The following is an 11,933-nucleotide window of genomic DNA, read 5'->3' on the forward strand; positions in this document are numbered from 1 at the left end:
TTGAGTTGTAAAGAAAATATGAGTGATACAAACGGGTTGCCACCAGTAGTTACCATTGATGGTCCCAGTGGTTCGGGTAAGGGAACCATTGCAAAGCTTTTGGCTGATCGCTTGAGCTTTTCCTTGTTGGACTCCGGGGCCCTTTATCGGGCTGCCGCTTTGGCCGCACTTAATAAGGAGGTTGACCTCTCCAATGACAAGTTGCTGACTGAATTGGCGAAAGACCTCGATGTACGCTTTACCGTGAGTGCCGGTCAGTTGCAGGTGTGGCTGGAAGAGAGTGATGTCACCGCAGATATCCGTATGGAGCGGGTAAGCATGGCCGCGTCCAAGGTCGCGGCAATTCCCGGAGTGCGGGCAGCGCTGCTGCAGCGCCAGCGGGACTTCCGTCAAGCCCCCGGCTTGGTTGCCGATGGTCGGGATATGGGCACTACCGTGTTTCCCGACGCGCCGGTCAAGGTTTACCTAACCGCCAGCGCCGAGGAGCGCGCTAACAGGCGTTTCGCTCAGTTGCAGGATAAGGGGGTTTCTGTTAGCCTCCGCGACCTGCTGGAGGACATCCGTGCCCGAGATGCACAGGATATGAACAGAAAAGCCTCCCCCTGGCTCCCGCTGAGGATGCGGTTGAGCTGGATAGTACGGGGGTGAGTATCGATGAAGTCCTCCGAAAAGTGCTCGATTTAGTTCAGGACCGTATTTCACCCTGAAGCTCGGGCAGTAAATAGTTTTCTAACGACAGCGGCCGGGATCAGCCAGAATCGCCCGGCCGTTATCGTAATCCGACCCGCGTGCTGGCAGCGCGGTTGGGGTCGCGGCTGGCGGTTGACTAGACTTAACAGTTACCAACGGCTGGACCCAGCACTATAGGTAATGTAATGAGCGAGAGCTTTGCTGATCTATTTGAAGAGAGCCTGAAAAGCGTTGAAATGGCACCGGGCGCAATTGTTACTGGTGTTGTAATCGACGTAGATAAAGACTGGGTTACCGTTCACGCGGGCCTGAAGTCTGAAGGCGTTATCCCTGCTGCACAATTCGCCAACGATAAAGGTGAAGTTGAGCTGCAGGTGGGCGACGAAGTACAGGTTGCCCTGGAAGCTGTAGAAGACGGTTTCGGTGAAACCCGTCTGTCCCGCGAAAAAGCCAAGCGCGCTGAAGCCTGGAAAATCCTCGACGCAGCTCACGCAGCTGACGAAGTGGTTAAAGGTGTTATCAGCGGTAAGGTTAAAGGTGGCTTTACTGTTGATGTTGCCAATATCCGTGCGTTCCTGCCCGGCTCTCTGGTTGACGTTCGTCCGGTTCGCGACACCGCGCACCTGGAAGGTAAAGAGCTCGAGTTCAAAGTTATCAAGCTGGACTCCAAGCGCAACAACGTAGTTGTTTCCCGCCGCGCCGTTATGGAAGCTGCCACCTCCGAAGAGCGTGAAGCTCTGCTGGAAAGCCTGCAGGAAGGCATGAGCGTCAAGGGTATCGTGAAGAACCTGACCGACTACGGTGCTTTCGTAGACCTGGGCGGTATCGACGGCCTGCTGCACATCACCGATATGGCTTGGAAGCGCATCAAGCATCCGAGCGAGATCGTGAATGTTGGCGACGAGATCGAAGTAAAAGTACTGAAGTTCGACCGCGAGCGCAGCCGTGTATCCCTGGGCCTGAAGCAGTTGGGCGAAGATCCTTGGGTATCCATCAAGCAGCGTTACCCAGAGAACAGCCGCGTGAAGGCTGTTGTAACCAACCTGACCGACTACGGCTGCTTTGCCGAGCTGGAAGAAGGTGTGGAAGGTCTGGTACACGTTTCCGAAATGGATTGGACCAACAAGAACATTCACCCATCCAAAGTTGTCCAGGTTGGCGACGAGGTAGAGGTGATGATCCTGGATATCGACGAAGAGCGTCGTCGTATCTCCCTGGGTATCAAGCAGTGCCAGGAAAATCCGTGGGATGCCTTCGCGCGTAAATTCGCTAAGGGCGACAAGATCTCCGGTAAGATCAAGTCCATCACTGACTTTGGTATCTTCATTGGTCTCGATGGCAGCATCGACGGTCTGGTTCACCTGTCCGACATCTCCTGGAACGAAGCTGGCGAAGAAGCTGTTCGCAAGTTCAAGAAAGGCGACGAAATCGAGACTGTTATCCTGGGCATCGATTCCGAGCGTGAGCGTATCTCCCTGGGTGTCAAGCAGTTGGAGTCCGATCCATTCTCCGACTACGTTACCACCAGCGATCGCGGCAGCATCGTTGTAGGTACTGTTAAGGAAGTTGACGCTAAGCAAGCAGTAATCACCCTGGCGGACGAAGTAGAAGGCGTACTGCGCGCTTCTGAAATCAGCCGCGACAAGGTTGAAGATGCTCGCAACGTTCTGAAAGAAGGCGAAGAAGTAGAAGCTAAGATCACCAGCGTGGATCGCAAGAACCGCGTGATCAGCCTGTCTATCAAAGCCAAAGACCAGGACGACGAGAAGCAAGCTATCAAGGATCACAGCAAGAAGCAGTCTGAACAAGTTCAGCCCGCTACTATCGGTGACCTGATTAAGGCTCAAATGAATAACAAAGACTAATCGTCTTTGAGTGTTCATAGCTTCAAATGGATCATTTGGAGCGACCCGAAAGCCGGACTGGGGTTGCCCAGTCCGGCTTTCTATTAGATGATTGGTGCTCTACTCCAGAATAATCAATGACTTACAAAGGTTGCGGAGCGCATGACCAAGTCCGAACTGATCGAAAGGATTGCGTTGAGGTTGGATCAGCTGCCAGTTAAGGATGTAGAGCTGGCGGTAAAAGTGGTGCTCGACACCATGTCAGATGCCCTGTCCCAGGGTGAGCGTATAGAGATACGCGGCTTTGGTAGCTTTTCTCTTCACTATCGAGCCCCGCGTACGGGCCGGAATCCCAAAACTGGGGATGCGGTTGATCTCGCCGGGAAATATGTCCCGCATTTCAAGCCTGGCAAAGAATTACGCGACAGAGTGAATCGAAGTATGCATGATGAGGCGAGTATCGAAGTATGATTGCTCCCTGGCAGCAGTATATGTACTGCTATTAACAGGGATGAGCTTCGTCGTTATTCGATAAAGTTATTTTGTGGAACGTGGAGGTTCCCTTGTCATTTTTGCGTTGGCTGACACGCATCGTCTATGGGGTCGTCGCCCTGCTGTGTATTGCTTTGGGGGTCTATTTCGCAGTTGCCAATCCGGAGACTGTCGCGCCAAATATTGTGGGCTATCAACTGCCGTCGGGAAGCGTGGGCTTCTGGCTTATCGGTTTCTTGTTATTGGGGTTGCTTCTGGGTTTTGTTGTCAGTCTGCAGCCTATTTTTATCAAGCGTCGCCAAGTACGGGCGCTCGAGAAGCAGTTGAAGAAAATGGAGCGGGAGCTACACTCCGCCCACCGCAAGGCCTCTGGAGACTGATTTGCTCGATTTTACCTATTTCTTTTTCCTGCTTGCGGCAATCGCGATCGGCTGGGTGCTGGGGCGAGGCAGTGCCAAAAAGAAAGTAGAAGATTACAGTGAGCAAGAACATGCCTTAGTGCGTTCATACGCGCAGGGCCTGAATTATTTGTTGAGCGAGCGCCACGACGACACCATCGATAAATTTATTGACTCCCTAGAAGTCAGTCAGGCTACTTTTGATACCCATCTGGCCCTTGGGAGCTTATTGCGCCGAAGAGGTGAATACGACCAAGCGATTCGAGTCCATCAAAATCTACTTGGTCGTCCCAGTTTGTCCAGAGTTAGTCAAAATAAGGCCCAGCTTGAACTCGCGTGCGATTATATTTCTGCGGGCTGGTTGGATAGGGCTGAGCGCTTGCTGCAAGAGTTGGTTGAAACTTCCCAGGAACTGAAGGCTGTTAGTCTGGAGCGCCTGATTGAGGTCTATCGGGATGAAAGAGAGTGGGCTAAAGCAATCCATGCAGTAAACCTGTTGCACGGTCGACGGTTCAAGCGCCTCTCAGCTGACTGGGCGCCGGTTCAAGCTCATTTTTGCTGTGAATTGGCAGAGGAGTCTATAGCGGCAAAGGATTACCTCAGTGCGCGGAAGCATATCGACTCCGCCCTGAGTTATGAGCGCAGCTCGGTACGGGCAAATTTGCTGTGGGGGCGCCTTGAATACCTGCTTGGCAAACCAAAAGAGGCTATCAAGGTATTGCAGCGAATTCCCAAGCAAAGTCCGGACTATATTCCTGAAATCCTCGAGTTGTTGATCACTTGTTACGGGGATTTGGGGGATGGCAAAGGATTGGATCGCTATCTTGAATCCTTGTTGAGGGAGCACCCATCGAATAGCGTATTAATTGCCCTGACCGAGCGTATTCAAAAGCAAGATAGCGAGGCCGCAGCGGCGGCATTTATGGGGAAGCAGCTGGCGCTGCGCCCATCATTGAGGGGGTTGGGACGTTTTCTCGATCTTCATATAGACAGTACAGAGGGTAGGGCGAGAGAGAACCTAGCCTTACTCAAAACATTAATTGATCAACTAATAGCAAGTCGCCCTCACTACCGCTGCAGCAATTGCGGGTTTTCGGGCAACCAGTTGCACTGGTTATGCCCGAGTTGTAAGCACTGGGATTCGGTGCGCTCCGTTAAGGGGATTGAGGGCGAGTAGGTTAACTATTGCTTCGCTTGTCAGGCCGACTGCTTGGTCGGGGCATTTTTTTGAAATGAATGAGGTATTTCTTGCAGTCTAAAGTTTCTTCTCCGGTTATCGTTGCTCTGGATTACGACAATGCTGAGTCTGCACTGGCAATGGCAGATCAGCTCGACCCGTCGCTGTGTCGGGTCAAGGTTGGTAAGGAGCTGTTTACTGCGGCTGGTCCGGATCTGGTGAAGACCCTGGTTGACCGGGGCTTCCAGGTATTTCTGGATCTTAAATTTCACGATATTCCCAATACTGTTGCAAAGGCAGTTAAAGCCGCTGCGAAATTGGGTGTATGGATGGTTAATGTCCATGCAAGTGGTGGTGAGCGGATGATGTCGGCTGCCGCCGAGGCCTTGCAGGAGTTTGGCGAAAATAAGCCTCTATTAATTGCAGTCACGGTACTTACCAGTACAACCGCTGAGGAGTTGGCTGCAGTTGGAGTAGCTGCTCCGCTGGAAAAGCAAGTGTTGCACCTAGCTTCTCAGGCTAAATCCTGCGGACTAGACGGGGTAGTCTGCTCTGCGCGAGAAGCTCAGCTACTGCGAAGTGAATGCGGCGTCAATTTTTCTTTGGTGACGCCAGGGATTCGCCCCGCGGGCTCTGATGCTGGGGATCAGCGCCGGACTTTGACTCCTTCTGAAGCTTTAGAACAGGGCTCTGACTACTTGGTTATTGGCCGGCCAATTACTGCTGCTCCCGAGCCTCTATCGGCCTTGAAGTCAGTACTGGCTGAACTGGCAGGTTAGGATGGTTATCTTGCTTCGCGACTTGTAATGATGTGTAATTAGGCCTGAGCCGACAGAAAGCTGCATGTTGATATCATGGCGTTGCTTGGGGGGGGTAATAGTAGTCCCAAAGTGAAACTGATAATTCACTGGGAGTTAACCATGAAATTGACCTACCGATTATTTTCTGTTGTTTTTGCACTGGCATTTTCGCTTTTTCTAAACCCTTCTGTGTACGCGGGGGAGTCGGAAAGTGTTGAGGCCAAAGAAGTTGTGTTGTCAGTCAATGTCAATAGCGCCTCAGCGATTGAGCTTGCTGAGAGGCTGGATGGCATTGGCGAGGCACGAGCACAATTGATCGTCAAATATCGCGAAGAGCATGGCCCGTTCACCTCTGTAGAGCAGTTGTTGAATGTGAAAGGGATAGGTGCGGCAACCCTGGATAAAAACAGGGGTGTAATTCGGCTCTAGTGAACACTGATCCCGGCTGATAGGTTTTTCATAGCCTCCGGTCGGGATTTTGAACTGATAAACAAGAGAGTCGTAATACATGAGTCGCCTTGGTGTCGTTCAGTTGCAATTCCCGGTAAGATGTAACGCCTGGATTGCATCAATCATAAAGCCTCAAATTTTATTGTGTTCTACATCTCGTTCTGATCTTCCCTCAATTGTTAGTGAATATTTCCTAGTTGGCTGGCCCTTTGGGTTGTCCAGCCGGGCTGCGTAGGTATCTGCAATTATTTGGTGTGAGTGTAATTGGAAAGATTGGTTTACGTGGAAGTGATAAAGGGTTAGTTGCTTGAGTAGTATGGCTTTGGAGTGGGTGGTTCCGTTACTGTTGGCTGTGGCAACAAGTTACGGCGCTACCTCGGTGTTTATCGTGCGAATGCGCAATTTTGCGCTCGATGTACCAAATAACCGTTCGATGCACTCTGTGCCTGTTCCTCGCACCGGGGGTTGGGCTTTTTTGCTGGGCTGCCTGGTTGCGATAGTGGTGAGTCCGCTAATTTTATCTCCATTGGTGTTGGCCGCATTTACGCTTCTATTGGTGGTATCCGCATTGGATGATCTAAGGCATGTGGCTATACATTTTCGGTTTTCGGCTCATCTTGTGGCGGTGGCCTTGCTTTTGTTTGCGCTGCCGGAACAGTTGAATTGGTGGTTTTACCCGGTATTTATTGTGGCTGGGGCCTGGGCTATTAACCTCTATAACTTTATGGATGGGATGGATGGCCTGGCGGGATCAATGACGCTTGTTGGCTTTTCTTCTTTGGGAGTGATTTGCGCTTTAAATGGAGATGCCGAGCTAGCTTGGTTTTGCGCTTTAGTGGCAGTTTGCGCGTCAGTTTTTCTGGTTTTCAATTGGCCCTCGGCGAAGATTTTTTAGGTGATGCCGGCTCCACAGGTATAGGTTTAGCGGTGGTTGCTGTTAGTTTATTTGGCTGGCAGCGGGAAGCGTTTGAATTATGGATGCCGCTGGTGATATTCGCACCATTTTGGTTAGATGCTACTTATACACTATTAAAAAGAATGGTGGCAGGTCAGCGTTGGTGGGAGGCGCATCGTGAACACTTCTATCAAAGATACGCAATTCGAGTTGGAGTAAAGAAAGCGCTCATTCTACAGTTGGGTGCGATGATATTTTTCTCTTCCGTGGCACTTGCAGTTGCTGTATTTGAGAGGATTTGAGCTGCCCCTGTTGAGAGGTGGCTTTATGTTTGTATGTAGATTCCGGGGAGTCATGTGACAAGAGTTTGGCGAAGTGTAAAGAGAATCCATAAGCCGGTGCTGATGTTGGCATTTGATATGCTGATGCTGAGCTTGGCCTTTCTGCTGGCTATGGCAATCCGGCTCAATGGCGTCGCACAGTTTCTTGAGTGGCGAATGTTTGCTTGCCTGGGGTTAACATTAGTCGCTACTAGTTTTATTTTCTTACGGCTAGGTTTGTACCGGACAATTATCCGATACATGGGGCAAAAAGCTATTATCGCGGTTCTGCAAGGGGTGACCCTTTCTGCCGTGATGCTGGCGCTCTTTTCCTACTTGACTACGGCAGGGGTTCCTCGTTCTGTCCCTGTGATCTACTGGTGCTTTGCGTTTATTGCTGTGGGTGGGTCCCGCTGGTTGGTCCGCCTTTACTATCAGACTGCACTGGAAATCCATAAAACCCGAGTGGCCATTTATGGTGCTGGTACTGCGGGTCTGCAAATGTATAAGGCACTGGTTCACGGGCAGCTATATAAGCCTGTCGCCTTTTTTGATGATAATGCCTCCAAGCAAAAGACCTTTATCGATGGGTTGCTGGTGTATAACCCCGCAGACATACTTGAAGTTGTTGCAGGTAAGGACATAGCAGAAGTTATTTTGGCTATGCCGGGAGTGCCTAGGCGCCGCCGCAGGGAGATAACCAAGGCGCTCAGAGAGCGAGGCCTGGTGGTAAAGGCGATTCCCGGAGTGGAGGAGCTGCTCGACGGAGTGGGGCGAGCAGAGGATGTTTCACAGACGTATGAGAATATCCTGGGGCGAGCTCCTGTTGAGCCTCAGAAGGAGCTCGTTTCTGGCTCCATCAGCGGCAAGGTGGTTTTGGTTACTGGTGCTGGCGGGTCCATAGGGTCAGAATTGTGCAGGCAGATATCGCAATGGAAGCCTGCCAGGCTGGTTGTAGTTGAGTCCTCTGAGTATGCCCTCTATCAGATAGAGCGCGAGCTGCGACAGCAGCACCAGGATGATGGGGTCCAGTTTGAGGTAACCGCGCTGCTTGGCGATGTGCGTAACACTGAGCGTATGGCGGAAATCATCCAGGGTTTCTCTGTGCATACAATTTACCATGCAGCCGCATATAAGCATGTGCCCCTGGTTGAGCAGAATGTCGTTATTGGTGCCGACAATAATGTCCTGGGTACCCTCTCCGTACTTGAGGCCGCAGAGCAGCATGGAGTTGAGCAGTTTGTGCTTATCTCTACTGATAAGGCTGTTCGGCCAACCAATGTGATGGGGGCCACCAAAAGATTTGCCGAGCTGATTTGCCAGGATTTTGGCCGCCGCTTTAATAAGATGCGCGTGTGCATGGTCAGGTTTGGTAATGTTATCGGCTCTTCCGGTTCAGTAATTCCCTTGTTCACGGATCAGATCAACGCTGGTGGTCCGGTAACGGTAACCCACTCAAAAGTAACTCGTTACTTTATGACAATTCCCGAAGCAGCTCAGCTGGTATTGCAGGCTGGGAGCATGGGGCGGAATGGGGATGTATTTGTTCTCGATATGGGTGAACCGGTTCGCATCTACGATCTGGCCGAGCGCTTGATTCGCTTGATGGGGCACACGGTAAGGGATGAAGAAAACCCTGATGGCGATATTGAAATTCAGCTCACTGGATTGCGCCCTGGGGAGAAATTGTACGAAGAATTGTTGTTGGGGGATAACGTGCTAGGCACGGACCACCCAATGATTATGCGCGCCGAAGAGGAGCGTCTCGACAGTGAGGCTTTGCAACTTCTGGTTTCGGAGCTCAGGGATGCGTGCGGCTCTCATGATTGCGAGCAGGTCCGCAGGATTCTTTGCCGGGCAGTAAAAGGCTATTCGCCCAAGCAGGGATTGGTCGATGTTGTCTGGTCGAGGCAAGGGCAGGTGCGGAAACCAAGTGGAGGAGCGACGGTAGAGAGGTTGCCGCTGGCCGGGGAGGCTGGCCCCCGCTAGCTGGTTATTTTGAGCGGCTAACCAACAGGGTTGGTCGCCATTTACCAGCCTCTGTGTAGATTAAAAATATTTGAGCAGAAAAGAAAAAGCCCGGATAGATGGAATCTATCCGGGCTTTTGTTTGGCTCCGCCTGCTGGGCTCGAACCAGCGACCCAATGATTAACAGTCATTTGCTCTACCAACTGAGCTAAGGCGGAATTTAATCTAACTTATAGAGCGCAAATTAAGCTGCGCTTTGAAATTTGGCTCCGCCTGCTGGGCTCGAACCAGCGACCCAATGATTAACAGTCATTTGCTCTACCAACTGAGCTAAGGCGGAATATCTTTTCGGCTGTGCCGTTGAGATGGCGCGTATATTATAGAGCACTTCCGAACAGGTCAACCCCTTTTTTCATCTTTAACTAATTGATTTGTCAGGAGATTATTTTTTGGGGTCATGCGCAAAATGCCGCAGGTCAGAGTTGGGAAGGGTAGGACGCTATTCTCTTGTAATTGTGGGTCGTATGACGACAGCCTACAATCCTGTGTTGCATGAATGATTAAGCGGTTGGGGGAAGTGTATGGAGTCGCGACCTTTTAAGGTGGAATCCAAGTATCAGCCAGCGGGCGATCAGCCTCTGGCGATAGAGCAGTTGTCAGAGGGGATTGATGATGGTCTGAGCCATCAAACGCTGCTGGGTGTTACCGGTTCGGGTAAGACCTTCACTATGGCGAATATTATTGAGCGCCTGCAGCGGCCGGCCATTGTGATGGCCCACAATAAGACGCTGGCGGCTCAGCTCTACGGGGAGTTTAAAGAGTTTTTCCCCAAGAATGCCGTGGAGTATTTTGTCTCTTATTACGACTACTACCAGCCGGAAGCTTACGTTCCCTCTTCGGACACCTTTATCGAAAAGGATGCATCCGTAAACGAGCATATCGAGCAGATGCGCCTCTCGGCCACCAAGGCACTTATTGAGCGGCGCGATGTGATAGTGGTCGCCACAGTTTCGGCAATTTACGGTTTGGGTGACCCCGATAAATATTTGAAGATGGTCCTGCATCTGGATCGCGGCGATCTCGTTGACCAACGCACTATCCTCAGGCGCTTGGCTGAACTGCAATACACCCGCAACGATGCAGATTTCCGTCGCGCTACTTACCGGGTGCGTGGCGATGTTATCGATATCTACCCGGCAGACTCCGATTTGGAAGCGGTGCGCTTGTCTCTTTTTGATGAAGAGATCGAAGAGATCACCATATTTGACCCGCTGACTGGGGAGCAGCTCAGGAAGGTGCCCCGGGTGACCATCTTCCCCAAGAGCCACTATGTGACGCCGCGAGAGACGATCGTCAGTGCTATCGATGAAATCAAAGATGAGCTGCGAGGACGCCTGGAGCAATTGCGTGGAAACAACAAGCTGGTTGAAGCGCAAAGGTTGGATCAGCGCACCCGCTACGATGTGGAAATGATGCAGGAGTTGGGTTACTGCAATGGCGTGGAGAACTATTCCCGCTATCTCTCCGGTCGTGAATCTGGCCAGCCGCCGCCCACGCTATTCGATTACTTGCCCAGCGATGCGTTGCTGTTTATCGATGAAAGCCATGTAACGGTGCCGCAAATCGGCGGAATGTATCGCGGAGACCGATCGCGCAAGGAAACCCTGGTGGAGTATGGCTTCCGCCTTCCATCGGCCCTGGATAATCGCCCCCTCAAATTTGAGGAGTGGGAAGGCTTGGCACCCCAGACGGTTTTTGTGTCCGCAACCCCAGGGGTCTATGAGCAAGAGAATGCGGGGCAAGTGGTCGAGCAGGTGGTTCGCCCGACAGGGTTGGTGGACCCGGAAGTCGAAGTTCGCCCAGCATTGACCCAGGTAGATGATGCCCTGTCTGAAATTCACCGTTGTGTGGATGCCGATCAGCGAGTACTGATAACCGTATTGACCAAGCGGATGGCGGAAGACCTGACTGAATATCTCTCCGAAAGTGGTGTTCGTGTCCGCTACTTACACTCCGACATTGATACTGTCGAGAGGGTGGAAATTATCCGGGACCTGCGTATCGGCGAGTTTGACGTGCTAGTTGGCATTAACTTGCTGCGAGAAGGCCTGGATATGCCGGAAGTTGCCCTGGTGGCAATTTTCGATGCTGATAAAGAGGGCTTCCTCCGTTCCGATCGCTCGCTGATCCAGACCATTGGGCGGGCTGCGCGAAATCTGGAGGGGAGGGCGATTCTCTATGCGGACAAAGTCACCGGCTCTATGGAGCGCGCACTTGAAGAGACTCGTCGTCGCCGCGAGAAGCAGTTGGCCTTTAACGAGGAGCATGGCATTACTCCAAAAGGTATCCGCAAGAGTGTGGCGGATATTCTGGAGGGAGCGGTGGCCCCCGGCGTGCCGAAGAAAGGGCGTCGCAAAGTTGCCGAGGGTAAAGGTGAGTACAAGGTGGATGTTGAGGCCCTTACCGATAAGCAGCGCTGGGCCCGAGTTGCCGAGCTGGAAGAGCAAATGTACCAGCATGCGAAGAACCTGGAATTTGAAGCAGCAGCAAAATTGCGCGATGAGATTACCCACTTAAAAGGTGTGGAATAATCCTTGCTGAAGGGCGGGACTTGGATCTACATTTTGATAGTCCCGCACCGCCTTGTTGGTGCTTGGTTACTCTTAAAAAATTTCACACAAAAGTTCAGTAAGTTGTTGAAAACACTGAAAAGCGGTGCTAAAGTTCGCGCTCTTCGCAGCACTGGGTTCCCCCGCTGCAGAGTTTTAGACCCGTAGCTCAGTTGGTTAGAGCGCTGCCTTGACATGGCAGAGGTCGGCGGTTCAAATCCGCCCGGGTCTACCACCTTTCTGAAGGATGGATAGCCCATCCAGATCAACAGTTTCATGAATGATTTCA

The 11,933-nt window shown here is 51.7% G+C and carries 10 protein-coding genes, 3 tRNA genes and 1 pseudogene; 12 read left to right on the forward strand and 2 right to left on the reverse strand.

All coding sequences use genetic code 11. The features are described 5' to 3' along the window. Window positions 1–18 precede the first annotated feature (18 nt). The 10 genes and pseudogenes from cmk (at window position 19) to P0078_RS22175 (ending at window position 9,055) form a co-directional block, all read left to right on the forward strand. Window positions 19–707 (forward strand): annotated as a pseudogene (cmk, locus tag P0078_RS22130) ((d)CMP kinase). A 168-nt stretch (window positions 708–875) separates the two neighbouring features. Continuing rightward, window positions 876–2,555 carry a 30S ribosomal protein S1 gene (rpsA, locus tag P0078_RS22135; RefSeq protein ID WP_108733850.1) on the forward strand — a complete coding sequence of 560 codons (1,680 nt, stop codon included), beginning with the start codon at window positions 876–878 and terminating at the stop codon, window positions 2,553–2,555. Between the two features lie 141 nt (window positions 2,556–2,696). Further along, complete coding sequence (ihfB, locus tag P0078_RS22140; protein WP_282932044.1) at window positions 2,697–3,005, forward strand: integration host factor subunit beta; 309 nt, start codon at window positions 2,697–2,699, stop codon at window positions 3,003–3,005. A 92-nt stretch (window positions 3,006–3,097) separates the two neighbouring features. Further along, entirely contained in the window at window positions 3,098–3,406 is a 309-nt protein-coding gene (locus tag P0078_RS22145; RefSeq protein WP_282932045.1) for a lipopolysaccharide assembly protein LapA domain-containing protein, read from the forward strand. 1 nt (window position 3,407) lies between these two features. After that, window positions 3,408–4,601, forward strand: a complete 1,194-nt coding sequence (lapB, locus tag P0078_RS22150; RefSeq protein ID WP_282932046.1) for a lipopolysaccharide assembly protein LapB — start codon at window positions 3,408–3,410, stop codon at window positions 4,599–4,601. A 71-nt stretch (window positions 4,602–4,672) separates the two neighbouring features. Continuing rightward, a complete protein-coding gene (gene pyrF, locus P0078_RS22155; protein ID WP_282932047.1) occupies window positions 4,673–5,380 on the forward strand; it encodes an orotidine-5'-phosphate decarboxylase in 708 nt (235 codons plus the stop codon). A 141-nt stretch (window positions 5,381–5,521) separates the two neighbouring features. After that, window positions 5,522–5,830 carry a ComEA family DNA-binding protein gene (locus P0078_RS22160; protein WP_282932048.1) on the forward strand — a complete coding sequence of 103 codons (309 nt, stop codon included), beginning with the start codon at window positions 5,522–5,524 and terminating at the stop codon, window positions 5,828–5,830. A gap of 337 nt (window positions 5,831–6,167) precedes the next feature. Next, the gene (locus P0078_RS22165; protein ID WP_282934666.1) at window positions 6,168–6,746 is read left to right on the forward strand and encodes an MraY family glycosyltransferase; all 579 of its coding nucleotides are present in this window, start codon (window positions 6,168–6,170) and stop codon (window positions 6,744–6,746) included. After that, window positions 6,722–7,048, forward strand: a complete 327-nt coding sequence (locus tag P0078_RS22170) for an MraY family glycosyltransferase (RefSeq protein WP_282932049.1) — start codon at window positions 6,722–6,724, stop codon at window positions 7,046–7,048. The genes P0078_RS22165 and P0078_RS22170 overlap by 25 nt, the downstream gene beginning before the upstream one ends. A 54-nt stretch (window positions 7,049–7,102) precedes the next feature. Further along, entirely contained in the window at window positions 7,103–9,055 is a 1,953-nt protein-coding gene (locus P0078_RS22175) for a polysaccharide biosynthesis protein (RefSeq protein WP_282932050.1), read from the forward strand. Window positions 9,056–9,177: 122 nt separating this feature from the next. Here the strand turns inward: P0078_RS22175 and P0078_RS22180 are convergent. Then, window positions 9,178–9,253, reverse strand: a tRNA-Asn gene (locus P0078_RS22180). Between the two features lie 46 nt (window positions 9,254–9,299). Next, window positions 9,300–9,375 (reverse strand) — tRNA-Asn (locus tag P0078_RS22185). A 241-nt stretch (window positions 9,376–9,616) separates the two neighbouring features. Between P0078_RS22185 and uvrB the strand changes: the two genes are divergently transcribed. Both uvrB and P0078_RS22195 read left to right on the forward strand, forming a co-directional pair. After that, window positions 9,617–11,626 (forward strand): excinuclease ABC subunit UvrB, encoded by a 2,010-nt coding sequence (gene uvrB / locus P0078_RS22190; protein WP_282932051.1) that lies wholly within the window; start codon window positions 9,617–9,619, stop codon window positions 11,624–11,626. Window positions 11,627–11,802: 176 nt separating this feature from the next. Next, a tRNA-Val gene (locus P0078_RS22195) sits at window positions 11,803–11,879 on the forward strand. The last annotated feature ends 54 nt before the right edge of the window (window positions 11,880–11,933 follow it).

Origin of the sequence: Microbulbifer sp. VAAF005, from assembly GCF_030012985.1 — a bacterium.
GTDB lineage: Bacteria > Pseudomonadota > Gammaproteobacteria > Pseudomonadales > Cellvibrionaceae > Microbulbifer.

Coding starts and splice junctions, on each gene's coding strand:
- P0078_RS22160 (WP_282932048.1), top strand. CDS start 5,522: ATGAAATTGACCTACCGATTATTTTCTGTTGTTTTTGCACTGGCATTT.
- P0078_RS22165 (WP_282934666.1), top strand. CDS start 6,168: ATGGCTTTGGAGTGGGTGGTTCCGTTACTGTTGGCTGTGGCAACAAGT.
- uvrB (WP_282932051.1), top strand. CDS start 9,617: ATGGAGTCGCGACCTTTTAAGGTGGAATCCAAGTATCAGCCAGCGGGC.
- ihfB (WP_282932044.1), top strand. CDS start 2,697: ATGACCAAGTCCGAACTGATCGAAAGGATTGCGTTGAGGTTGGATCAG.
- rpsA (WP_108733850.1), top strand. CDS start 876: ATGAGCGAGAGCTTTGCTGATCTATTTGAAGAGAGCCTGAAAAGCGTT.